At 63.0% G+C, this 25,495-nt stretch carries 17 protein-coding genes and 3 tRNA genes; 1 reads left to right on the forward strand and 19 read right to left on the reverse strand.

The annotated features are described in order from the left end of the window. The 16 genes from C0606_10780 to C0606_10855 all read right to left on the reverse strand — a co-directional run. On the reverse strand, positions 1-96 hold a 96-nt coding region (locus C0606_10780; protein ID PLX37009.1), incomplete at its 3' end, for an elongation factor Tu. A 50-nt stretch (positions 97-146) separates the two neighbouring features. Further along, positions 147-2,222, reverse strand: a complete 2,076-nt coding sequence (fusA, locus tag C0606_10785; protein ID PLX37010.1) for an elongation factor G — start codon at positions 2,220-2,222, stop codon at positions 147-149. A 24-nt stretch (positions 2,223-2,246) separates the two neighbouring features. Beyond that, complete coding sequence (locus tag C0606_10790; GenBank protein ID PLX37011.1) at positions 2,247-2,717, reverse strand: 30S ribosomal protein S7; 471 nt, start codon at positions 2,715-2,717, stop codon at positions 2,247-2,249. A gap of 38 nt (positions 2,718-2,755) precedes the next feature. Further along, entirely contained in the window at positions 2,756-3,127 is a 372-nt protein-coding gene (locus tag C0606_10795; protein ID PLX37012.1) for a 30S ribosomal protein S12, read from the reverse strand. 560 nt (positions 3,128-3,687) lie between these two features. After that, on the reverse strand, positions 3,688-7,893 hold the full coding sequence (gene rpoC / locus C0606_10800; protein ID PLX37013.1) for a DNA-directed RNA polymerase subunit beta': 4,206 nt from the start codon (positions 7,891-7,893) through the stop codon (positions 3,688-3,690). A gap of 106 nt (positions 7,894-7,999) precedes the next feature. Beyond that, positions 8,000-12,142 (reverse strand): DNA-directed RNA polymerase subunit beta, encoded by a 4,143-nt coding sequence (rpoB, locus tag C0606_10805; GenBank protein PLX37014.1) that lies wholly within the window; start codon positions 12,140-12,142, stop codon positions 8,000-8,002. Positions 12,143-12,323: 181 nt separating this feature from the next. Beyond that, entirely contained in the window at positions 12,324-12,704 is a 381-nt protein-coding gene (locus tag C0606_10810; GenBank protein PLX37015.1) for a 50S ribosomal protein L7/L12, read from the reverse strand. A 54-nt stretch (positions 12,705-12,758) separates the two neighbouring features. Next, positions 12,759-13,277 carry a 50S ribosomal protein L10 gene (locus C0606_10815; protein PLX37016.1) on the reverse strand — a complete coding sequence of 173 codons (519 nt, stop codon included), beginning with the start codon at positions 13,275-13,277 and terminating at the stop codon, positions 12,759-12,761. A gap of 346 nt (positions 13,278-13,623) precedes the next feature. Next, complete coding sequence (locus C0606_10820; protein PLX37017.1) at positions 13,624-14,322, reverse strand: 50S ribosomal protein L1; 699 nt, start codon at positions 14,320-14,322, stop codon at positions 13,624-13,626. A gap of 4 nt (positions 14,323-14,326) precedes the next feature. Continuing rightward, a complete protein-coding gene (gene rplK / locus C0606_10825; GenBank protein PLX37018.1) occupies positions 14,327-14,755 on the reverse strand; it encodes a 50S ribosomal protein L11 in 429 nt (142 codons plus the stop codon). Between the two features lie 183 nt (positions 14,756-14,938). Then, on the reverse strand, positions 14,939-15,469 hold the full coding sequence (locus tag C0606_10830; GenBank protein PLX37019.1) for a transcription termination/antitermination protein NusG: 531 nt from the start codon (positions 15,467-15,469) through the stop codon (positions 14,939-14,941). 36 nt (positions 15,470-15,505) lie between these two features. Further along, on the reverse strand, positions 15,506-15,703 hold the full coding sequence (locus C0606_10835) for a preprotein translocase subunit SecE (protein ID PLX37020.1): 198 nt from the start codon (positions 15,701-15,703) through the stop codon (positions 15,506-15,508). A gap of 133 nt (positions 15,704-15,836) precedes the next feature. Next, positions 15,837-15,912 (reverse strand) — tRNA-Trp (locus C0606_10840). A 48-nt stretch (positions 15,913-15,960) separates the two neighbouring features. Continuing rightward, positions 15,961-17,136: an elongation factor Tu gene (gene tuf, locus C0606_10845; GenBank protein ID PLX37021.1), complete on the reverse strand. Its 1,176-nt coding sequence runs from the start codon at positions 17,134-17,136 to the stop codon at positions 15,961-15,963. A gap of 151 nt (positions 17,137-17,287) precedes the next feature. Beyond that, positions 17,288-17,361, reverse strand: a tRNA-Gly gene (locus C0606_10850). A gap of 23 nt (positions 17,362-17,384) precedes the next feature. Then, positions 17,385-17,469: transfer RNA gene (locus tag C0606_10855), tRNA-Tyr, on the reverse strand. 314 nt (positions 17,470-17,783) lie between these two features. On the opposite strand from C0606_10855, the gene C0606_10860 reads away from it, so the two are divergent. Then, on the forward strand, positions 17,784-18,566 hold the full coding sequence (locus C0606_10860) for a 23S rRNA (guanosine(2251)-2'-O)-methyltransferase RlmB (protein PLX37022.1): 783 nt from the start codon (positions 17,784-17,786) through the stop codon (positions 18,564-18,566). A gap of 115 nt (positions 18,567-18,681) precedes the next feature. Here C0606_10860 and C0606_10865 read toward each other — a convergent pair whose 3' ends face one another. The 3 genes from C0606_10865 to C0606_10875 form a co-directional block, all read right to left on the reverse strand. Continuing rightward, a complete protein-coding gene (locus C0606_10865) occupies positions 18,682-19,275 on the reverse strand; it encodes a hypothetical protein (GenBank protein PLX37311.1) in 594 nt (197 codons plus the stop codon). A gap of 315 nt (positions 19,276-19,590) precedes the next feature. Next, positions 19,591-19,908 (reverse strand): hypothetical protein, encoded by a 318-nt coding sequence (locus C0606_10870; GenBank protein ID PLX37023.1) that lies wholly within the window; start codon positions 19,906-19,908, stop codon positions 19,591-19,593. Between the two features lie 58 nt (positions 19,909-19,966). Continuing rightward, the gene (locus C0606_10875) at positions 19,967-25,432 is read right to left on the reverse strand and encodes a hypothetical protein (protein PLX37024.1); all 5,466 of its coding nucleotides are present in this window, start codon (positions 25,430-25,432) and stop codon (positions 19,967-19,969) included. Between the last annotated feature and the right edge of the window lie 63 nt (positions 25,433-25,495).

The following is a 25,495-nucleotide window of genomic DNA, read 5'->3' on the forward strand; positions in this document are numbered from 1 at the left end:
GATCGCCGCCGTCAGCGTCGTCTTGCCATGGTCAACGTGACCAACCGTTCCGATGTTCACATGCGGCTTCGTCCGCTCAAACTTCGCTTTCGCCATCGGAGTACTCCGTTCTCTCTCTAGCGTCTTAAACCTGGGCTCCGTACGCCTTACGCGTAACGGGCCTGAACCTCATCGGCCACCGCTTGCGGGACCTGCTCGTAGTGATCGAAGACCATCGAATACTGCGCCCGACCCTGGCTCATCGAGCGCAGGGAGTTGACGTAGCCAAACATATTGGCCAGCGGCACCATCGCACTGACAACCGTGACGATACCGCGGTTTTCCGTGCCCGTGATCTGACCGCGCCGCGAGTTCAGGTCGCCGATCACGTCGCCCATGTACTCTTCCGGCGTCACCACTTCGACCTTCATCATCGGCTCGAGCAGCTTCGGACCGGCCTTGTGGATGCCTTCGCGGAACGCAGCGCGCGACGCGATTTCGAACGCCAGCACGCTGGAGTCCACGTCGTGGTAGGCACCGTCGATCAGCGTCACCTTGACGTCGACCATCGGGAAGCCAGCCAGCACACCGGACGTCATCACACTCTCGACGCCCTTCTGAACGCCCGGGATGTATTCCCGCGGAACGTTGCCGCCGACGATCTTCGACTCGAACTGGAAACCAGCACCGGCTTCACCCGGCTCGAGCACGATCTTGACCCGCGCGAACTGACCGGAACCACCGGTCTGCTTCTTGTGGGTGTAATCGACTTCGGCCTGCTTGGTGATCGTCTCGCGATAGGCCACCTGGGGCTGACCGATATTGGCTTCGACCTTGAATTCGCGCTTCATGCGATCGACGAGAATGTCGAGATGAAGCTCGCCCATGCCGGCCATGATCGTCTGGCCCGACTCTTCGTCGGTCTTGACGCGGAAGGACGGGTCTTCGGCGGCCAGGCGGTTGAGCGCAATGCCCATCTTCTCCTGGTCGGCCTTGGTCTTCGGCTCGATCGCGATCTCGATGACCGGATCCGGGAATTCCATGCGCTCGAGGATCACCGGCTTCAGCGGGTCGCACAGCGTGTCACCCGTGGTGGTGTCCTTGAGGCCTGCGATCGCGACGATGTCGCCCGCATAGGCTTCCTTGATGTCTTCGCGGTGGTTCGAGTGCATCTGCAGCATACGGCCGATGCGCTCGCGCTTTTCCTTGACCGAGTTCAGCAGCGAAATGCCGGTCTCGAGCTTGCCCGAATAGATGCGCGCGAAGGTCAAGGAACCGACGAACGGGTCGTTCATGATCTTGAACGCCAACATCGAAAGCGGCTCGTCGTCGCTCGACTTGCGAACGGTCTCTTCTTCGGTCTTGGCGTCGATACCGCGGATCGCCGGAACCTCAACCGGGGACGGCAGGAAATCGACGACAGCATCGAGAAGCGGCTGTACACCCTTGTTCTTGAACGCGGTGCCGCAAAGGATCGGCACGAACATGTTCTGACAGGTGCCCTTGCGGATCAGCGCCTTGAGCGTTTCCACACTCGGCTCTTCACCTTCGAGGTAGGCTTCCATCGCGGCTTCGTCGATCTCGACCGCAGTCTCGATCATCTTCTCGCGATATTCAACGGCCTTGTCGGCGAGATCGGCCGGAATGTCTTCCTCGTGGAATTTCGCGCCAAGCGACTCCTCGTCCCAGACAATGGCCTTCATCTTGATCAGATCGACGCAACCGCGGAATTCGGACTCAGCGCCGATCGGCAGCTGCAGCACCATCGGGGTCGCGCCGAGACGCTTCACGATCATGTCGAGGCAGCGGTAGTAGTCGGCGCCGATCTTGTCCATCTTGTTGACGAAGATCATCCGCGGGACTTTGTACTTGTCGGCCTGGCGCCAAACCGTTTCGGTCTGCGGTTCGACACCGGCGTTGGCGTCGAGAAGCGCGATCGCGCCATCGAGAACACGCAGCGAGCGCTCGACTTCAATGGTGAAGTCGACGTGGCCCGGAGTGTCGATGATGTTCAGGCGCTTGCCGTTCCACGACGTGGTGGTGGCGGCAGAGGTGATCGTGATGCCACGCTCCTGCTCCTGCTCCATCCAGTCCATGGTAGCGGCGCCGTCATGAACTTCGCCGATCTTGTGCGAACGACCCGTGTAAAAAAGGATGCGCTCGGTCGTTGTCGTCTTGCCGGCATCAATGTGAGCCATGATGCCGAAGTTGCGATAATCTTCGATGGGATGGGTGCGCGACATGACGGTGTGCTCTCGACCTTCGAATTACCAGCGATAATGCGAAAAGGCGCGGTTAGCTTCCGCCATGCGATGCGTGTCTTCACGCTTCTTCACGGCAGTTCCGCGGTTGTTGGAAGCGTCCAGCAGCTCGCCCGACAGACGCTCGACCATGGTCTTTTCGTTGCGGCTGCGGGCCGCACCAATGAGCCAGCGGATCGCAAGCGCCTGACGGCGATCGGTGCGAACCTCGACCGGCACCTGGTAGGTGGCACCACCGACGCGGCGGGAGCGAACCTCAACCGCCGGCATCACGTTTTCGAGCGCTTGGTGGAAGACCTCGATCGGGTCGTTCCGCATCTTCTCTTCGATGATGTCGAACGCGCCATAGACGATCGACTCGGCGGTCGACTTCTTGCCGTGGCGCATCACGGAATTCATGAACTTGGTCACGATGATATCGCCGAACTTCGGGTCCGGGTTGATCTCGCGTTTTTCAGCTCTGTGACGACGGGACATGCTCGTTTCTCTCGCCTGTAACTCGTAACCGGTCGGGCTTACTTCGGACGCTTGGCGCCGTACTTCGAACGACGCTGCTTGCGATCCTTGACGCCCTGCGTGTCGAGCACGCCGCGGATGATGTGGTAGCGAACGCCCGGAAGGTCCTTCACGCGGCCGCCGCGGATCATGACCACGGAGTGCTCCTGAAGGTTATGACCCTGGCCCGGAATGTAACCGATGACCTCGAAGCCGTTCGTCAGACGAACCTTGGCAACCTTACGAAGCGCCGAGTTCGGCTTCTTCGGCGTCGTCGTATAGACGCGAGTGCACACACCACGCTTCTGCGGGCAGGCCTCCATGGCCGGCACCTTGTTGCGCTTCGGCTTGTCCGTCCGCGGCTTGCGGATCAGCTGTTGAATTGTCGGCATGCCTGCCTTCCCGTACTTCCGCCTATCGATCTCACGTGATGACTCACGCGAACGAACGAGCGCCATTTCCTCAGGTTCCCCGAGAGAAGGCGCTCACAACGAACAGAGGATCACGTGCCTTTAAGGCCGCGATCGTGCGTTCGACTTGTTTCCAATTTGAACGCGACACCGTCTGAACTGCCTTGGTTCTCTTCGTGTCGAAGCGAACGCTGCGAATTCACCGCGTGTCGTGAAAGTGGGCGGAACATATGCGTATCTCTGCGGTGCGTCAACAGCCGACGTGAACTTTTTTGAAAGACTTCGCCGTAACCAGCGGCTGTCGACGCCAACTCAACGCTATTTACCGCAAATCGACGGAAAACCGGGCCGTATCGGGCAGCATACCGCGCCACCCCCGCCGACCTGCACCTGAATGCCGGGAATTCAAAAAGAAAAACGGCGGCGATGAGGTGTCATCGCCGCCGTTGAATGTTTGCCGGATACCGAGTCGAACCAGAAAACGACTCGAATCTGTCGTCAAAGCGCGGGAATCATTTAGTGATTCTCGCCTGCCCCGATTCTCATTCGACCGGCGTTGCCGGCGTCAGATCCTCGAGCGCGGCATTGACGGTCGCTGCCTGCTCCTTGCGACGCTCTTCCAGAATGAGATCGTCGCGCTGGTTGGCCACCTGGCGGATACGGTTGATCATACCGCCGGTACCGGCCGGGATAAGACGGCCGACGATGACGTTTTCCTTCAGGCCCTCAAGCGTATCGGACTTGCCCGAAACCGCGGCTTCGGTGAGAACGCGCGTGGTTTCCTGGAACGATGCCGCCGAGATGAACGACCGGGTCTGCAGGCTCGCCTTGGTGATGCCGAGCAGGACCGGGTTCGCGTGAGCCGGCTTGCGGCCCTCTTCCTCGGCCTTGGCATTGATCTCGTCGAGCTCGATACGGTCGATCTGATCGCCGTTGATCAGGCCGGTTTCGCCCGCATCGGTGATTTCGACCTTCTGCAGCATCTGGCGCACGATCACTTCGATGTGCTTGTCGTTGATGCCCACGCCCTGCAGACGATAGACCTCCTGGATTTCGTCGACCAGGTAGGAGGCCAGAGCCTCCACGCCCTTGATAGCCAGGATGTCGTGCGGCGCCGGGTTGCCGTCGAGAATGTACTCGCCCTTCTCGATGGCGTCGCCGTCCTGCAGATGAAGGTGCTTGCCCTTCGGCAGCAGGTACTCGACCGGCTCCAGACCCTCTTCCTCCGGCTCGATATAGACCCGGCGCTTGTTCTTGTAGTCGCGACCGAAGCGGATCGTGCCGCTGATTTCGGCGATGATCGCGTGGTCCTTCGGACGCCGCGCTTCGAACAGCTCCGCCACCCGCGGCAGACCGCCGGTGATGTCGCGGGTCTTGGCGCTTTCCAGCGGAATACGCGCAAGCACGTCGCCGGCCTTGACCTGGGAACCCGGATCGACCGAGAGGATGACCTCCGGCGACAGCAGGTATCGTGCATCGCTGCCCTTCGGCGTCTTGGACACCTCGCCCTTGGCGTCGAGCAAAACGAGCGCCGGCTTGAGGTCCTGCGTACGTGCAGACGACCGCCAGTCGGTAACCGCACGCTTGGTGATGCCGGTCGCTTCGTCGGTCGATTCCGCCAGCGAAGCACCGTCCACCAGATCCTCGTAGCCGACGACGCCGTCGACTTCGGTCAGGATCGGACGGGTATACGGATCCCATTCGGCGATCCGCTGGCCGCGCTTGACCTCGTCGCCATCGTCGACGAACAGACGCGCACCATAGGTGATGCGATGCACCGCCCGTTCCGTGACGCCGTCCTTGTCGATGACCGAAACGGTCATGTTGCGGCCCATCGCCGTCAGGCGGCCATCGGAGTCGCGAACCAGATTGCGGTTCTTGATCTGGATGGTGCCCGAGAAGTTGGTTTCGATGAACGACTGGTCGACCACCTGCGCCGTACCGCCGATGTGGAAGGTACGCATGGTGAGCTGGGTGCCCGGCTCGCCGATCGACTGCGCCGCGATGACGCCGACCGCTTCGCCCATGTTGACCGGCGTACCACGCGCCAGGTCGCGGCCGTAGCACTTGCCGCAAACGCCGGTGACGGTGTTGCAGGTCAGCACCGAACGGATCTTCATCGCCTGGATGCCGGACGCCTCGATCTGCTCGACATGCGGCTCCTCAATCAGCCCGCCGACCGGAATGATCATCTCGCCCGTCGCCGGGTCGATGACGTCTTCCGCCGCCGTACGGCCAAGCACGCGCTGACCGAGCGAGGCGACGACGTGACCGGAATCGACGACCGACTGCATGGTCAGGCCGCGGTCGGTACCGCAATCGTACTCGGTGACGATCGAGTCCTGCGCCACGTCGACGAGACGACGGGTCAGGTAACCCGAGTTCGCCGTCTTCAGCGCGGTGTCGGCCAGACCCTTACGGGCACCGTGGGTCGAGTTGAAGTACTCGAGAACCGACAGGCCTTCCTTGAAGTTCGAGATGATCGGCGTCTCGATGATCTCGCCCGACGGCTTGGCCATCAGGCCGCGCATGCCGGCGAGCTGCTTCATCTGCGCCGGAGAACCACGGGCGCCGGAGTGGCTCATCATGTAGATCGAGTTGATCTGCTTCTGCCGGTTGGTCTCTTCGTCACGCTGGACCGCGGAAATGCGCTTCATCATTTCCTCGGCGACCCGATCGGTGCACTTCGCCCAGGCGTCGACGACCTTGTTGTACTTCTCGCCCTGGGTGATCAGGCCGTCATTGTACTGCTGCTCGTAATCCTTCGCGAGCTGACGGGTCTCTTCGACCAGGCGTTCCTTGGTGTCCGGAATGACCATGTCGTCCTTGCCGAACGAAATGCCGGCGCGGAACGCGCGGTTGAAGCCGAGCGCCATGATGCGGTCGCAGAAAATGACCGTCTCCTTCTGACCGCAGGCCCGATAGACCGAGTCGATCATTTTGGAGATTTCCTTCTTCGTCATCAGCCTGTTGCAGATGTCGAAGGGCACCTCATGGTGCTTCGGCAGATTGTCGGCGATCAGCAGGCGGCCCGGCGTCGTCTCGTGGATGGCCGACACCTGATTGCCCTCGGCGTCGACCGTCTTGAACCGGCCGCGCACCTTCGCGTGCAGCGACACGGCGCCGGAATCGAGCGCGTGATGCAGCTCGGCCATGTTGCCGAACAGCATGCCCTCGCCCGGCTCGTTTTCCGCCATCTGCGAAACGTAGTAGAGGCCGAGCACGATATCCTGCGACGGCACGATGATCGGCTGACCATTGGCCGGGTGCAGGATGTTGTTGGTCGACATCATCAGCACGCGCGCTTCAAGCTGCGCTTCGAGCGACAGCGGCACGTGGACGGCCATCTGATCACCGTCGAAGTCGGCGTTGAATGCCGCGCAGACGAGCGGATGCAGCTGGATCGCCTTGCCTTCGATCAGCACCGGCTCGAACGCCTGAATGCCGAGGCGATGCAGCGTCGGGGCACGGTTCAGAAGAACCGGATGTTCGCGGATGACCTCGTCGAGGATATCCCAGACTTCCGGCTTTTCCTTTTCGACCAGCTTTTTGGCCTGCTTGACCGTGGACGAATAGCCCTTCGCATCGAGCCGCGAATAGATGAACGGCTTGAACAGTTCGAGCGCCATCTTCTTCGGCAGGCCGCACTGGTGCAGCTTCAGCTCCGGGCCGACCACGATGACCGAACGGCCCGAGTAGTCGACGCGCTTGCCGAGAAGGTTCTGGCGGAAGCGGCCCTGCTTGCCCTTCAGCATATCGCTGAGCGACTTCAGCGGACGCTTGTTGGCGCCGGTGATGACGCGGCCGCGACGGCCGTTGTCGAACAGGGCATCGACGGATTCCTGCAGCATCCGCTTTTCGTTGCGGATGATGATGTCCGGCGCGCGCAGCTCGATCAGCCGCTTCAGACGGTTGTTACGGTTGATGACGCGGCGGTACAGATCGTTCAGATCCGACGTCGCGAAGCGGCCGCCGTCGAGCGGAACCAGCGGACGCAGATCCGGCGGAATGACCGGAACGACGGTCATGATCATCCATTCCGGCTTGTTGCCGGATTCGATGAACGCCTCGATCAGCTTCAGCCGCTTGGCCAGCTTCTTCGGCTTCAGCTCGGTCGTCGCCTCGGCGATCTCGACGCGCAGCTGGTCGGCCAGCTTCGGCAGGTCGAGCGCCATCATCATCTCGCGGATCGCTTCCGCACCGATCATCGCCGTGAACGAGTCCTCACCATACTCTTCCTGAGTGTGGAGATACTCTTCCTCGGACAGCAGCTGGTTCTGCTTGAGCGGCGTCAGGCCCGGCTCGATGACGACGTAGTTCTCGAAGTACAGGATGCGCTCGAGATCTTTCAGCGTCATGTCCATCAGCATGCCGATACGGCTCGGCAGCGACTTCAGGAACCAGATATGCGCGACCGGCGCGGCCAGCTCGATGTGGCCCATGCGCTCGCGGCGCACCCGGCTGAGCGTGACTTCAACGCCGCACTTTTCGCAGATGACGCCCTTGTACTTCATCCGCTTGTACTTGCCGCACAAGCACTCGTAGTCCTTGATGGGGCCGAAAATCCGCGCGCAGAACAGGCCGTCCCGCTCCGGCTTGAAGGTCCGGTAGTTGATCGTTTCCGGCTTCTTGATCTCACCGAAAGACCACGACAGGATCTTCTCCGGGCTGGAGATGGAGATCCGGATCTGGTCGAACGTCTGTGCCTGAGCCTGCGGATTGAAAAGGTTCATGACCTCTTGATTCATCGGCTCTGTCTCCTTCGCTGCGGTTGCCGGTGCCATCCGCCGCTCGTCTGGCACCCACCGCGCTCATCGCAAAATTGAAATCGTCGAAATCCGGCGACGCGGAGGATTACTCCGCCGCGTCGGCCGTGGATTCGTCGTCGCCGCCTTCGATCGCTGGCTGCTTGGTACTGGTCAGCTCGACATTGAGGCCGAGCGAACGCATTTCCTTCACAAGCACGTTGAACGATTCCGGAATGCCAGCCTCGAACGTGTCGTCGCCGCGAACGATGGCTTCGTAGACCTTGGTCCGGCCGGCCACGTCGTCCGACTTCACCGTCAGCATTTCCTGCAGCGTGTACGCCGCGCCGTAAGCCTCCAGCGCCCACACTTCCATTTCACCGAAGCGCTGACCGCCGAACTGCGCCTTACCGCCCAGCGGCTGCTGGGTGACCAGGCTGTACGGACCGATCGAACGGGCATGGATCTTGTCGTCGACCAGATGGTGCAGCTTCAGCATGTAAATATAGCCGACAGTCACCTTACGGTCGAACTGCTCACCGGTACGGCCGTCGAACAGCGTCACCTGACCGCTCGCGTCGAGACCTGCCAGCTCAAGCATATCAACGACATCGGGCTCATGCGCACCGTCGAAGACCGGCGTCGCGATTGCCACACCCTTGGTCATCTGGTCGCCGAGACGCAGCAGCGAATCGTCGTCGAGCTTTTCGATCTCGAGATCGCTGTGCTTGGTGTCGTAGACCTCGGCAATGGTCTTGCGCAGCGGTGCGATGTCGTGCTCGCGCCTGTAGGCGTCGATCATGTCACCGATCTTGCGGCCAAGGCCCGCACAGGCCCAACCCAGATGGGTTTCCAGGATCTGCCCGACGTTCATTCGACTTGGCACGCCAAGTGGATTGAGAACGATGTCGACATGCTCGCCATTGTCGAGGAATGGCATGTCCTCGACCGGAACGATCTTCGACACGACACCCTTGTTGCCGTGACGGCCGGCCATCTTGTCGCCCGGCTGGATCTTGCGCTTCACCGCGACGAAGACCTTGACCATCTTCATCACGCCCGGCGGCAGCTCGTCGCCACGCTGCAGTTTCTCGACCTTGTCGATGAACCGCTGTTCCAGACGCTTGCGCGACTCGTCGTACTGATTGCGCAGCGCCTCGATCTCGCTCATCAGCTTCTCGTCGGCGACGGCAACCTGCCACCACTGGCTGCGCGGATATTCCGACAGCGAGGCGTGGTCGACAATGGCGCCCTTCTTGAAGCCCTTCGGACCGGCCGAAGCTTCCTTGCCGTTCAGCATCTCGATGAGACGACCGTAGACGTTGCGATCGAGGATCGCCTGTTCGTCGTCGCGGTCCTTGGCGAGGCGTTCTATTTCTTCGCGCTCGATCGCCATCGCGCGCTCGTCCTTCTCCACGCCATGGCGGTTGAAGACGCGCACTTCGACGACGGTACCGGCAACACCCGGCGGCAGACGCAGCGAGGTATCGCGCACGTCGGAGGCCTTTTCACCGAAGATCGCCCGCAGGAGCTTTTCTTCCGGCGTCATCGGGCTTTCGCCCTTCGGCGTGATCTTGCCGACCAGGATGTCGCCCGGATGCACTTCGGCGCCGATATAGACGATGCCGGCTTCGTCGAGGTTCTTCAGCGCTTCTTCCGAGACGTTCGGAATATCGCGGGTGATTTCCTCGGGGCCGAGCTTGGTGTCGCGGGCCATCACCTCGAATTCCTCGATATGGATCGAGGTGAACACGTCGTCGCGAACGATGCGTTCGGACAACAGGATCGAGTCTTCGAAGTTGTAGCCGTTCCACGGCATGAACGCGACGAGCACGTTGCGGCCGAGCGCCAGATCGCCGAGCTCCGTCGACGGGCCGTCGGCGATGATGTCGCCCTTGTGGATGACGTCACCGACGGTGACCAGCGGACGCTGGTTGATGCAGGTGTTCTGGTTCGAACGCTGGAACTTCATCAGCCGGTAGATGTCGACGCCCGACTTCGACGGGTCGAGATCTTCCGTGGCGCGGATGACGATACGCGTCGCGTCGACCTGGTCGACCACGCCGCTGCGACGGGCAGCGATCGCCGCACCCGAGTCGCGGGCAACGATCGGTTCCATGCCGGTGCCGACCAGCGGCGCATCGGCGCGCACCAGCGGCACGGCCTGACGCTGCATGTTCGAGCCCATCAGAGCGCGGTTGGCGTCATCGTTTTCCAGGAACGGGATCAGGGCCGCAGCGACCGAAACGAGCTGTTTCGGCGACACGTCCATGTAGTCGACCTTGTCCGACGTGACCATGATCACGTCGCCGGCATGACGGCAGACGATCAGTTCGCCGGCCAGCTTGCCGTTTTCGTCAACTTCCACATTCGCCTGGGCGACGTGGTGCTTGGCCTCTTCCATCGCCGACAGATAGGCGACTTCGTTGGTCAGCTGACCGTCGCGCACACGCCGGTACGGGCTTTCGATGAAGCCGTACTTGTTGACGCGGGCAAAGGTCGCCAGCGAGTTGATGAGGCCGATGTTCGGGCCTTCCGGCGTCTCAATCGGACAGATGCGGCCGTAATGGGTCGGATGCACGTCGCGGACTTCGAAGCCCGCCCGCTCGCGGGTCAGACCGCCCGGGCCAAGAGCCGACAGGCGGCGCTTGTGGGTGATTTCCGACAGCGGGTTGGTCTGGTCCATGAACTGCGACAGCTGCGAGGAACCGAAGAACTCGCGCACGGCGGCGGCCGCCGGCTTGGCGTTGATCAGATCCTGCGGCATGACGGTGTCGATCTCGACCGACGACATGCGCTCCTTGATCGCGCGCTCCATGCGCAGCAGACCGACGCGGTACTGATTTTCCATCAGCTCGCCGACCGAACGAACACGGCGGTTGCCGAGATTGTCGATGTCGTCGATTTCGCCCTTGCCATCGCGCAGTTCGACAAGCGTGCGGATCACCGCAACGATGTCCTCGCGGCGCAGCACGCGCACCGTGTCCTCGGCGTCAAGGTCGAGACGCATGTTCATCTTCACGCGGCCGACGGCCGACAGGTCGTAGCGCTCGGGATCGAAGAACAGCGAGTGGAACATGGCTTCCGCCGTGTCCGGGGTCGGCGGTTCGCCCGGGCGCATCACCCGGTAGATGTCGAACAGCGCGTCCTCGCGGGCTTCGTTCTTGTCGGCGGCCAGCGTGTTGCGGATATAGGCGCCGGTGTTGACGTGGTCGATGTCGAGCACCGGAATCTCGGTGTACCCATACTCCACCAGGTCGTGCAGCATCTTGACGGTCAATTCGTCTCCAGCTTCGGCATAGACCTCACCGGTTTGCGCGTTGACGATGTCTTCCGCCAAATAGCGACCGGCGAGTTCCTCGTCGCTGACGCTGATGGCGGTCACGCCCTTCTCGCCGATCAGGCGCGCCTGGCGCGCGGTCAGCTTGCGTCCGGCCTCGAGGATGACCTCGCCGCTGTCGGCATCGACGAGATCCGTCGTGCCCTTGTAGCCCTTCATGCGCTGCGCGTCGTACGGCATCCGCCATGCATCGCCCGAACGGGTGTACTGGATCCGGCCGTAGAACAGATCGAGGATGTCGTTGGGATCGAAGCCGAGCGCATACAGCAGCGACGTCACCGGAATCTTGCGGCGACGGTAGATACGCGCATAGACGATGTCCTTGGCGTCGAACTCGATGTCGAGCCAGGAACCGCGATACGGGATGATACGGGCGGCAAACAGCAGCTTGCCCGACGAGTGGGTCTTGCCCTTGTCGTGGTCGAAGAACACGCCCGGCGAACGGTGCATCTGACTGACGATGACGCGCTCGGTGCCGTTGATGATGAAGGTACCGTTCGACGTCATGAAGGGCATGTCGCCCATATAGACGTCCTGCTCCTTGATGTCCTTGACCGACTTGGCGCCGGTTTCTTCGTCGACATCGAACACGATCAGGCGCAGCGTCACCTTGAGCGGTGCCGAGAAGGTCATGCCCCGTTGGCGGCACTCGTCGACGTCGTATTTCGGCGCCTCGAACTCATAGGAGACGAACTCCAGAAGAGAGGCCCCCGAGAAATCCGAAATCGGGAAAACAGACTTGAAGACGGCCTGAAGCCCTTCCTCGCCGCGCCCGCCATTGGGCTCGTCGACCTGAAGGAACTGATCGTACGAGGCCTTCTGGACCTCGATCAGGTTAGGCATCTCGGCAACTTCGCGAATGGTACCGAAATACTTGCGAACGCGTCTGCGACCGTTGAACGTCTGTGTCATTCTCGCTCCTCGCATCGCCCAAAAAGGGAAGGCTGTCCGGGTGACCGCTCCGGCGCGGCGCGCCTCGGTCATCGGGATAGCCCTCACTCGGAGGACTGTGTCATACCGCCCCCTCCGGGACGGACGAAGCTCCGGAGGGCCTTTGCCCTCCGGAGCCGTATTCATGTCAAGCAGGCGAAACCTACTTGAGCTCGACGGTGGCGCCAGCCTCTTCGAGCTTCTTCTTGAGTTCTTCGGCTTCGTCCTTGGACGCGCCTTCCTTGACCGCCTTCGGAGCGCCTTCAACGAGATCCTTGGCTTCCTTGAGGCCGAGGCCCGTGATCGCACGGACTTCCTTAATCACGTTGATCTTCTTGTCGCCGGCCGAGGCCAGGATGACGTCGAATTCGGTCTTTTCTTCAGCAGCAGCAGCATCGCCACCGGCAGCACCGCCGACAGCCGCGACCGCGACCGGAGCAGCCGCGGAGACGCCCCACTTCTCTTCGAGCATCTTCGACAGCTCAGCCGCTTCCATGACGGTGAGAGCGGAAAGCTCTTCTACGATTTTTTCCAGATCAGCCATTGTATTGGTTACCTATCAGTTCGAACCGTTGTTATACGTTTTGTCCTTACGGCCTCACGCCGCGTTGCCCTTTTCAGCATAAGCCGACAGCACACGGGCGACCTGACCGCCAGGCGCCGAAAGCACCTGTGCGATACGCGTCGCGGGCGTGCTGATCATGCCGACCAGCTTGGCGCGGAGTTCGTCGATCGACGGCATCGAGGCGAGCGCCTTGACACCTTCTGCATCGAGATTGGTCGTACCGAGCGCACCGCCCAGAACAACGAGCTTGTCGTTGGCCTTGGCGAAGTCCGAAACCACCTTCGGAGCCGCAACCGGATCGTCCGAATAGGCGATGACGGTCGGACCCTCGAAAAGGTCGGTAATGTGCTCGATCTCCGTGCCCTTGAGGGCAAGCTTGACGAGGCGGTTCTTGGCCACTTTGACGGATCCACCCGCCGCCCGCATTTTCGACCGGAGGTCGGTCATCTTGGCGACGTCGAGACCCGCATAGTGGGCAACGACTACAACGCCGGCGCCCGTAAACACCTCGTTGAGCGCCGCAACGAGCTCTTGTTTTTCAGCTCTTTCCACGTGCCTCTCCACAAATGACGGTCGGGCGAGCCCGTCCGTCGGTTGCCTTTGCCGCCGCTCCCGCCGCTACATGCGCATAGGGAACCGGCGACGCTCACATGCCTGCCCCCTTGGCGCGCGATACGGCAACGCAAAGGCTCAACGGATCGAACCGGATACGGAGGCGAACCTCCTGCAATCGGCTCTCTCCCGTCTCATGCAGGCCCGGTAGGCTTAAGCGGCTTGCGCCACACCTGCAGTCTCGGACAGGTTCGGCCCCGCACCGCCCCGGCTGCTGCCGGCATGGCTTGGAGCCTTCCCGCCCGAACCCATAAGGACCCGGGCGGTAATTCTCGGGTACCGGGGCTTAGCCGCCCAGCACGGTACCGATATCGACACGGATACCCGGGCCCATGGTCGAGGAAATCGCCATGCGCTGCATGTAGGTACCCTTGGCGCCGGTCGGCTTCGCCTTGGAAACCGCATCGGTCAGCGCCTTGATGTTCTCGATCAGCGCGTCCGCGGTGAACGACGCCTTGCCGACGCCGGCATGGACGATGCCCGCCTTCTCGACGCGGAACTGGACCGCGCCGCCCTTGGCGTCGTTGACGGCAGCCTTGACGTCGACGGTCACCGTGCCGACCTTCGGGTTCGGCATCATGCCGCGCGGGCCAAGGATCTTGCCGAGACGGCCGACCAGCGGCATCATGTCCGGCGTCGCGATGCAACGGTCGAAATTGATTTCGCCCTTCTGCACCTGCTCCATCAGATCTTCCGCACCGACGATGTCGGCACCCGCCGCCGTCGCCTCTTCGGCCTTGTCGCCGCGGGCGAAAACCGCAACGCGCACCGTACGGCCGGTGCCGTTCGGCAGCACGCAAACGCCGCGAACCATCTGGTCCGCATGACGCGGATCGACGCCGAGATTAAGCGCAATCTCGATGGTCTCGTCGAACTTCGTCTTGGCGCGTTCCTTGACCAGGGTCACCGCTTCTTCGAGCGGGTACGCCTTGGTGCGATCGATGCCCTCGAGGGCCGTGCGAATCCGCTTACCTGCCTTGGCCATCAGATTACTCCACCACCTCGAGGCCCATCGAACGGGCCGAGCCTTCAACCATGCGCATCGCCGATTCAACCGACGCCGCATTCAGATCCTTCATCTTCGCTTCAGCGATCTCGCGCACCTGCGCGGAAGTCACCGAGCCGGCGACCGTGCGGCCCGGGGCAGTCGAGCCCTTCGGCAGCTTGGCGGCCTTCTTCAGGAAGTGGCTGACCGGCGGGGTCTTGATCTCGAACGAGAACGACTTGTCCGTGTAGTACGTGATCACGCACGGGCACGGCGCACCCTTCTCGATATCCTGGCTCTGCGCGTTGAACGCCTTGCAGAATTCCATGATGTTCAGACCGCGCTGACCGAGCGCGGGACCGATCGGCGGCGACGGCGTTGCCGACCCCGCAGGCACCTGAAGCTTCAGGAACCCTTGTACTTTCTTCGCCATTTCATGTCTCCCATATCAGGCACCGGAACGACCGGCTTTGGAAGTGGGCGGTGCGGCCGTCAGACGGCGGCGAAACCGTCTCGTACCTCCCGCCCCTTTGCGAACGAGCGCCTCATGACGAAGCGCGTGCGCCCGGCTCTTTTCGGCACTCCGGCTGAACCGGACCGCCCGGACGGCGACAGCCTACAGCTTGTCGACCTGCCCGTATTCCAGCTCGACCGGGGTCGCCCGGCCGAAAATCGAAACCGCAACCTTGAGCCGCGCGCGCTCTTCGTCGACTTCCTCGACGACGCCGCTGAACGAGGCAAACGGACCGTCCGACACGCGGACCTGCTCGCCGACCTCGAAGCTGATCGACGGCTTCGGCCGATCGACGCCTTCCTGCACCTGATGCAGGATGCGATCCGCTTCGGTATCCGAAATCGGGATCGGCTTCTTGTCGGCACCGAGGAAGCCGGTCACCTTCGGCGTATTCTTGATCAGGTGATAAGCCTCGTCGGTGAGGTCGACCTTGACCAGAACGTAGCCCGGGAAGAACTTGCGCTCGGCGTCCACCTTGCGGCCGCGGCGCACTTCGACGACCTTCTCGGTCGGAACCAGCACAGCCTCGAACAGATCGCCAAGACCCGTCGCGTCGGCTTTTTCCCGAATGGATTCCGCCACCTTCTTTTCGAAATTCGAATAAGCGTGGACGATGTACCAACGCTTGGCCATGATCGTCTAATCCCTGAATTCCATAAAGCCGCAGCTTTAGCCGCCAATGCCGAGCAGCAAACTGATTCCAAAACCCAGCAACTGATCAACGAGCAGGAAGAAAATCGACGCGATGAACACCATCACGAACACCATGACGGTGGTGATGGCGGTCTCACGACGGGTCGGCCACGTCACTTTGGCCGTTTCCGCCCGGACTTGCTGGAAAAATGCTATCGGATTGGTCTTTGCCATACGATCCTGGCCCATTACAGCGCAACGGGCGCGCGGACATGATCCACGCGCCACAATCAGGCTTAATTAAACCCTGAGGAACGACTTATTAAGACGTTCCGTATGATTCCGCAACCCCATCGGGACGGAAGATTGGCAGGGGCAGAGGGACTCGAACCCCCGGCCTACGGTTTTGGAGACCGTCGCTCTACCAGCTGAGCTATACCCCTAAAGGCATCATGGGCGCCGCACCACAAGCGCGGCGCCCAGATAAGTCACTACTCGATGATTTGAGCGACGACGCCGGCGCCGACGGTCCGACCGCCTTCGCGGATGGCGAAGCGAAGCTTCTCTTCCATCGCGATCGGCACGATCAGCTCGACATCCATATGCACGTTGTCGCCCGGCATCACCATCTCGGTGCCTTCCGGCAGATGAACAACACCCGTAACGTCCGTCGTGCGGAAGTAGAACTGCGGGCGATAGTTCGTGAAGAACGGCGTGTGACGGCCACCCTCTTCCTTCGTCAGGATGTACGCCTCGGCCTTGAACTTGGTGTGCGGCGTAACCGAACCCGGCTTGCAGAGAATCTGGCCGCGCTCGACGTCCTCACGCTTCGTGCCACGAAGCAGAACGCCAACGTTGTCGCCGGCCTCGCCCTGGTCGAGAAGCTTGCGGAACATCTCGACGCCCGTGCAGGTCGTCTTCGTCGTCGGACGAATGCCGACAATCTCGACTTCCTCACCAACCTTGACGACGCCACGCTCGACACGGCCGGTCACAACGGTGCCGCGACCCGAGATCGAGAACACGTCTTCGATCGGCAGCAGGAACGGAAGATCCTTCGGACGCTCCGGCTGCGGCACATAGGCGTCAACCTCGGCCATCAGCTCGCGGATCGAATCCTCACCAAGCTTCTTGTCGCCGTCTTCCAGCGCAACCAGCGCCGAACCCTTGACGATCGGAATGTCGTCGCCCGGGAACTCGTACGACGAAAGCAGCTCGCGAACCTCGAGCTCAACAAGCTCGAGAAGCTCCTCGTCGTCGACCTGGTCGCACTTGTTCAGATAAACCACGATCGCCGGAACGCCGACCTGACGCGCAAGCAGGATGTGCTCGCGGGTCTGCGGCATCGGGCCGTCGGCCGCCGAAACCACCAGGATCGCGCCGTCCATCTGCGCCGCACCCGTGATCATGTTCTTCACGTAGTCAGCGTGACCCGGGCAGTCGACGTGCGCATAGTGACGGTTCTCCGTCTCGTACTCGACGTGCGCCGTCGAAATCGTGATGCCGCGAGCCTTCTCTTCCGGCGCAGCGTCGATCTGGTCGTACGCCTTGAACTCACCGAAAAACTTCGTGATCGCCGCCGTCAGCGTCGTCTTGCCATGGTCAACGTGACCAACCGTTCCGATGTTCACATGCGGCTTCGTCCGCTCAAACTTCGCTTTCGCCATCGGCGTCGCTCTCTCGTTTCGTGTCCAACAACAGAATTGGGCGAAGCCGGCAGTCCACCTCATCGGCGGAACCCCGAACCACACCCGGATGACCGTTATCTACTCCCGCCCGACATGGCCCGTTTTCCGGTCAGGCGGCTTGGCTGAATGGTGGAGCGGGTGAAGGGAATCGAACCCTCGTCGTCAGCTTGGAAGGCTGCTGCTCTACCATTGAGCTACACCCGCCCGCCGTATGATTTCGGTTCGGATGGTGGAGGGGGTTGGATTCGAACCAACGTAGGCATAGCCAACGGGTTTACAGCCCGTCCCCTTTAGCCACTCGGGCACCCCTCCGAACACCGCCCCGAAACCAGACAAACAGGATGGCAAAACGGAAACCTCCCCGCCGCAAAGCGGGGTAATCTGGTGCGCGTTTATGGCGGCATGAACCGATGCTGTCAACACGGTAATTTCGGAAATCCGATACGGAATCGACCTTTCTGGAAAATCGGTTTATGCCTGACGCCCGCCGACAACGGCGACAGCCGGACAAAGCCGGGGTAGCTGACCGAGCCGAGCCGGGATTGGCCGGGTTCCTATCGAAAACAGGGGCAACCTCCGGCGCTGCCCGTCGAATCGTTTTCCCGCACAACAAACAGAGCGTTCCCATGACCCGTCCGCCGAGCAACAATCGCAAACAGCGCCCGCACCGGCGCAAGCCGGGCACGGAAACCGCCGAGGGCGGGCCTGCCCTGCTCTATGGCCTGCACACGGTGGCAAGCGCGCTTGCCAATCCCGCCCGCACCAAGTTGCGGCTGATCGCCACCCGCAACGCGCTCGCCCGCCTGCCGCAGGAACTGATCCCTGCCGATCTCCCGATCGAGATCGTCAACACGCCGAAGGACATCGACCGCCGCGTGACCGCCGACGCTGTCCATCAGGGTGTGCTGCTTGAGGCCGAACCGCTGCCCGAGCGCGACCTGACCTCGCTCGGCAAGGCTCGCCTTGTCCTCATCCTCGACCAGACGACCGACCCGCACAATGTCGGCGCGATCATGCGGTCCGCCGCCGCCTTCGCGGTCGACGCCATCATCCTGCCGCGCCGTCACAGCGCCAGCGAGACCGGTGTCCTGGCGAAATCCGCCTCCGGCGCGCTCGACCTGGTGCCTCTGATTTCCGTCGGCAGCCTCGCCGACGCCATCGAACAATTGAAGAAGGAAGGGTTCCTGTGCGTCGGGTTCGACAGCGAGGGACCAAAGCCCTTCGAAGACGTCGACCTGAAAGCACCGCTTGCCCTGGTCATGGGCTCCGAGGGCAAGGGTCTTCGTCCGCGCACCCAGGAAGTCTGCAGCGAGTTGGCCCGCCTAGACATGCCCGGCGAGATCAAGAGCCTGAACGTCTCGAACGCCACCGCGCTCGCGCTCTACATCGCCTCACGCGCGCTTGGGTAAACCGGACACGGAGCCGGCCTCACGTCCCTAGCCCTGGCAAAAGAAAACGGCGGCCTTTCGGCCGCCGTTCTCGTATCTCGGTCTGCGGCATCAGCCGCTTCGAACCCGCAAGCCGTTAGCGGCAGAAGCGCTGCTTGCCCGGCTTGTAGAAGTAGTAGCCGGAGCGCGGGTTGAAGGTGCGATACTTGCTCGCGCAGTAGGCATACCATTCCGGCGTCCACGGACGCGGAGCGTCGTAGTAGTAACGCGGCGGTGCGTCGCGATAGACGACCGACGGCAGGACCACGACACCGCCGAGCCACGCATACGGCCACCAGTCACCACGATAGTAGTAGTAGCGGTGACCACGCCAGTGACGCCACGGACGACCGCCACGCGGCGGACCCCAACGACGCGGCGGACGCGGATAGCGGCGCCACACATTGTGGCGGTTACGCCATGCGGCACGATTGCGGAAGCGCGGCGCCGCCCGGTAGGCCCGGCGCGGCCCGTAGGCACGGCCGGCCCGGAAAGCACGACCGCGATAGGCGCGACCGCCACCGCGATAGAAGCGGCGGGAGTTCCGCCAGCCGCGATTGTAGCCGCCGGCAACCGGAATAACGTTGGTCGAGCCACGTTCCTGGCTCGTTGCAGCGGGAGTTCCATTTCGATCAGGCACGAGTGCGCCGGGGGCAGAACCCGGAACAGCAGCCGATGCCACATCGGCCATCGCCACTACCATGACGACACCGAAAAGATAGGCCACAGCCCGTCCAATCTTCCCAGTCATGGGTTATCTCCTGTTTCCTAGAGTTTCAGGGCCCCTTCATTGGAATAGTGCCACAGGAAAGAGGCGTAATAGCGGCACCTGTGTTCATGTGGCGTTCAGCTTGGAGCACCGCAATCCGCAGTTTTACGCGGTTTTCGACGGTAACCGAGAGGCAAAGAGGTCACCCGATCCGCCACAATTCGGCGCAATGATCCGGCCGCCGATTACCGGATGCCACACCACGCCGATCGACCTGCGAAATACGCCGAAAACCCGTCACCGGCACAGACGCAGATGGCCGTCCGCGGCACGATAGTCACCGGTCTTCGGGTTGAAGGTCGAATAGCGGCGCGAACAGTAACGGAACCATTCGGGCGTCCACGGCGTCGGTCGACCATAGGGCCGCGGCGCGACGAAATTGATGCCGCCGGCGAGCGGCGCCGTGTCGGTGTAGTAGCCGAGCCGGGGCGGACGTTCGTCCATGCGCGTCCAGGCAAGCGCCGACGAGCTCGCGACAAGACAGACCGCAATGGCGCCGAGCCCGGCCAGTGTCCGTTTGCGTATCGTCATCGACTCGTCGCTCCGTTCAGTCATCCAGTGGCCGAAAGACTATCCGCGCCCGCCACGCCCATGCAAGCGCATCGGGTCGGCGCTAGAACCGAATCCCGATTTTCAGACTGCCGGTATGCGATAGGGAATCCTGGCCGATGGCACCGTCGTAACGCAGCTTGGCCTCGACCCGTTCCCCACTAAACAGAGAGAGCCCGGCGGCGAAGGTGGCCTTGATATCCTCGCGATCGACCTCCATCGACGCCCGCGCGCCGCCGAGCGAACCGAGCAGCGACTGCTCGATCGAGTGGTCGGTGACGGCAAACAGTGCACCCGCCTCCAAATAGGGCCGCATCACCGTATGTTCGCCAAAGCGGAACTCGGTGCCGAGAACGACCTTCGGATGCACGTCGAACAGGAAGCTGTCGTCAGCGTGAACGCGCAGTCCGGCACTACCCGCATTGCGCTCGCGATAGCCGTAGTCGTGCACCCACGAAAGGTCGAGGTCGAGGGTGGGGATCGCGTACCACCCATCAAAGGCAAAGGCGCGCGCCGCCCTGAGCCTCGCCGAAGCGGCAAGCGCCCGCTGGTCCGAGAACGCGGTGTAGCGCCGCCCGCCCGCAATGAGCTGGCGCTGCGCGTCCGCCCAGCTGTAGGACGCCGAAAGGGACGCCGAGGCGAGCCACGGACCGTCGGTGTATTTGACCACACCGCCACCATGAACCCGGTAACCGTCGCTCTGGCTCGCGGCACTGCTGAACCGGGTCCGCTCGAATGCACCGCCGAAGCCGACCCGCCAGACATCGTCGAACGCGAATTGCGATCCGGCGGCGAACCCGGTGTCACGGGACTTCATGTTGGCGTCGTTGAGCCGTGTGTAGCCATAGGTGGCCTTCGCCCAGGCGCACTCCCCTTCCCGGATCATCGCCCACGGCCCGTCTTCGACGCCGCAGCTGTGCAGAGTGTCGAGATGGGCAATGGCCGCCGTATGATGCGCGACCGTCAGCCCGTAATGCTGCGAGGCATCGAGCTGGCTCGACAATTGGTCGCGCAGCGTCACGCGGTCCTCGGCATTGGCGGCATCGAGCAGGATCGCATAGAGCTGCCTGTCGCCGGCCGCGACACGCGTACCGTTGATCCACTTGCGCACGACCGGGTCGGCGAGCGCGGCAACCTTGCCCGCATTGCCGCGCAATCCGGGCCGCAGGAAGTCGACATCGACATCGGTGATATTGACCGAACTCCCGCTCGCCACCGCCGTGTAGGCAACGACAGGCGTGTTGACCACCCGCTCGACGATACCGTCCGGCAGCGTCGTGACGTTGATGATCTCGGTCGGCGCGGAAAGCCGAGAAAACTCGGTCAGATACGGGTGAAACGCCCCGCCGACGATCGTCATTTCCTGCGTCGTGATACCGCCCGCCGTTGCAGCCGAGGGGGTCAGCGCGATGAAATGATTGCCGGTGCTCCCGAGCACATAGTTGGCAAGGTTGCGCGCTTCACCGTCGATCCGCCCGTCATTGACGAGCCACACATCGCCAACCCCATCCGACCGGATCGCACCGGTCACCGAACCGGTGTCGGTGACCGTGACGGAGCCGTTGCCGGAGGTCGCGACAGCCATGAACGGCGTGCCATAGGTAATGCCCGGAACCACCACCGTACCGGAAATCCCGACATCGAAACTGCCGAGTTCGTCGCGGACTAGGATCGCCTTTCCTCCGCGACGGGGCATTCTGCCATTTCGGAGCAGATGCCCGGCGGTAACCAGCGCCCCCTCTTCGATCTGGATTGTCGTCGTCTCTATGTTGCCGCAAGCCGCCGGCGGCGCGCCAGGCACCTTGTTGATCGCGCGCACGGCAGCTACCCCGTTGCCGACCGCCGCAACGGTCCCGCCAACCGTGATGTCGATCCCGATCCCGTCGGACTTGTGTGCAAAGGCGCTGATGCCGGTCGCGCCAAATCCTGATGTGAGAACAGTACCGGACTGCGTGATGGTCACCGTCCCCGACTGGCCGCTGCCAGCGCCGCCGAAGACCTTGGTGGTGTTGATGTCCGACTGGAATACTGTCGCGCCGGCCGTCGACATGGCGAAAATGCCATGCGCGTGCAAGCCGGTGGTCTGGATGGTCCCCTGGGCATTGACGGTGACATCGCCGCCGACATCCGCCCCTTCCGAGGCAAGCTCGGTCGTCGTGCGTGTCGTGTTTACAAGATCGCCGCTGAACGTCACCAGACCGCCGCCGCCGCCGACCGACTGCGCAAACACACCGACGGCCCCGGGCCCGGCGGTCGAAACCATGCTGTCGGCGCCAAGCGTTACGTCTACAGCGCCGCCGCCGCCCTGATTACCGACCATGATGTTGGTGGTGTTGGTGAGCGACGAACCGCCGCCTTCAACGGCAACGAGCCCGCCGCTGCCGCCGATCGACTGAGCGATGATGCCGAATGCCTGATCGCCCGTCGTGATGACCGTATCGTCGTCAAGATTGACTTCGACGTTTCCGCCATTGCCACTCGAACGCGCCGACGCGCCCATCGTCGTCGTCAGAGTGACGCTGTCGAGCCCGGAAAGATTGGTGAGCGTCGCCGCCCCACCGCTGCCGCCGATCGACTGGACGACGATGCCGTGCGCGAGGTCTCCGCTGGTCTGGACATAGTCCACATCCTCGACCAGCACGAAACCGCCATTGGCGCCGGATGCGGATTCCCCGCCAACCCCGAGCGTGACCGTACCGCTGTCGCCGGCCGACATCTGATGCGCGATCTCGCCACCGCCGCCGCCGATCGATTGCGCAAGGATACCGAACGATGCCGTTCCTGCGGTGTGGACCGCGTTGAGCCCGGAAACGGTGACCGTACCGCCCGAACCGCTGGCGCCGCTGCTCGGGCCCAGATAGAGGTCCGCGATCTGCTGGGCGATGGAAATCGACGGCAGCGACGAGGTCGATATGCTGCCACCGCCGCCGCCGATCGACTGCGCCATGATGGCGTGGGACTGGTCGTCAAGCGTGATGACGGCCCCGTTCGGGCTCTCATCGGTATCCAGCGCCACACCTTGATCGGCTTCGAGCAACTGCACGGCCACTTCGCCGCCATCGCCGCCGCGTCCGCCCGAGCCACCGATATGAACCGAAATAGATTCCTTCTCCGCGTTGCCGAGCAGGAAGGAACTGGAATGGGCCCGTCCTCCGGTACCGCCGCCACCGCCGATCGACTGCGCGACAACACCCTTCGATCCGGTGCCGGCGGTCATGATGGTTGCTTCGCGGCCGATCTCCACGTCAACATTGTTGCCGTTGCCGCCGCTGCCGCCATTGCCGCCAATGCCGATGTTGAAGTTGTAGGCGGTGTTGCGCTTGGTCGTGGACTCCGTCTCCGGGTCGGGAACCTTCTGACCCTTGCCGAACGTCACCGCGACGACGTGGCCGCCATCGCCGCCGCCGCCGCCGATCGATTGCGCCAGCATGCCGGTCGACAGATTGCCCGAAGTCGAGATCGACGATCCGTCCTCGGCAAACATGTTGACCGCACCGCCATTGCCGCCGGCACCGCCCTTTCCGCCGAGAGCAAGCGTCACCGAGCGCGTCGTGCTGCCTTTTTCGGGCGGCTGTTCACCGCCGGAGGCAAACGCCGTCGTCGCCGAAACCGTGACGACATGGCCGCCGGCACCACCGCCGCCGCCGACCGACTGTGCGACGGCGCCGTGCGAATTCTCGCCCTGGGTAGAGATTGTGCCGGCGTTGGTGGCCGTCACCGTCATGCCGTTGCCGCCAACCGCACCATTGCCGCCGATGCCGACATTGACACTGGCCGCCGTCTCGTCGCCTTCCTCCGACCCCGATCCGATCGCGACGGAGAACGAGTAGACATTGCCGCCGCTGCCGCCACCGCCGCCAATCGACTGCAGCAGCATGCCGGGCGAGCGATGGCCGTTGGTCTCGATCACAGCGCCGGCTTCGTTCTCAAGCTCATTCTTGGGCACGAAGAAGTCGAATGGCGGAGTAAAGGCAATCCATGCACCGCCATCGCCGCCGCTGCCGCCGCTGCCACCAACCGCGACAGACGCCGAGGCGGCCGCTTCGCCGACGCTGGCCGCCACCGAGACCACATTGCCGCCATTGCCGCCGCCACCGCCGATCGCCTGCGCGAGCATGCCCGGTGAGTTGCTTGACCACGTCGTGATGCTGCCGGAATTCGTCCCCTGAACCTCGGTCGCGTGCCCGCCAGAGCCGCCAGAGCCGCCGATGCCGATCGACGCCGAGCCGGCTTCCTCGCCGGCGCTGAGCGCAATGCTGACCGCATTCCCGCCGTGACCACCGCCACCGCCGACCGACTGGATCAGCACACCGGCTGAATTGTGATCGAGCGTTTCGATGGTCCCGGCATTGTCGACCGAAGCGGCTCCGCCCGCTCCGCCGGAGCCGCCGGAGCCGCCGAACGACGCCTGCACCGAAACTTCGCCGACCGCCGCCCCGATGGCGTTGCCGCCAGCGCCGCCGCCGCCGCCAATCGACTGAGCGATCACGCCGGGCGCGTTGGCCGCGCTGGTTGAAATGCTGCCGCTCGCATCGATGCCGACCTCGACCTTGCCGCCGGCACCGCCGCCGCCGCCGCTACCGCCGACCGCAAGGCCGGCCGAAACGCCGACATCGGCCGCATTGCCGCCGTGACCGCCACCGCCGCCGATCGAATGGGCCAGAATGCCCGTGCTGCCGTCCCCCTCGGTCGTGAGCGAGCCGGAATGCTCGACCTTGACGAAGCCGCCATTGCCGCCCTTGCCGCCGGAGGCGCCAAAGGCGAGGAACAATCCGCTGCCCGAACCGCCGTCGCCGCCATTGCCGCCGATGCTCGCCGACAAAATGCCGTAGGAATTCGCGGCCCCCGTCAGCAAGGCGCCGGTATTGGTGACCTCTGCCGATCCGCCATTGTTGCCGTCACCGCCATCGCCGCTGCCGCCGAGCCAGCCGCTGCCGCTGCCATTGCCGCCGCCGCCACCCTTGCTCAGCGCATAGAGCGCATTGCTCGCGTCGCCCTGCGTGGAGACCGAGGCCGCATTGTCGATGGTGACATCGCCGCCATTGCCGCCAACACCGCCGTCATTGCCGGAATTGCCGATACCGGTGCCGGCGCCGCCCGCATTGCCACCCTCGCCGCCATAGGAATTGACGAAGATGCCGTGCGACGACCCGTAGTTCGTCGAGATTGTGCCGGTCGCTTCGTTGGTGACATCGATATCACCGCCATCACCACCGCGCCCGCCGCGTCCGCCGTGCACATGGATGCCGCCGCCCGACTTGCCCCCATTGCCGCCATTGCCGCCCCACGACGACACCCATATTGCGGTTTCCTTGGCGAAAATCAGGAGGAAGTCGCCCATGATGGCCTGAGCGATATTGGTGAAGACCGGCCGGTCGTTACCGATCGGGGAGGAATTGTCGAAGGTTATGTCTGCGCCCGCGTCGCCGGCATGACCGGGATGGCCGGAATGCTCGAAACTGCCGTGGCTACCATTTTCACCGTCGGCGCCGATGGCGAACTGCAGGATGCGGGGAGAGTCGGCAAGCACTTCGGATACCGGCAGAACCGACAGGGAAGCAGTCAGGGAAAGGGCAGCTGCCGCCAGCGTCAG

The sequence above is a fragment of the Hyphomicrobiales bacterium genome (assembly GCA_002869065.1).
Taxonomy (GTDB): domain Bacteria; phylum Pseudomonadota; class Alphaproteobacteria; order Rhizobiales; family Rhodobiaceae; genus Rhodobium.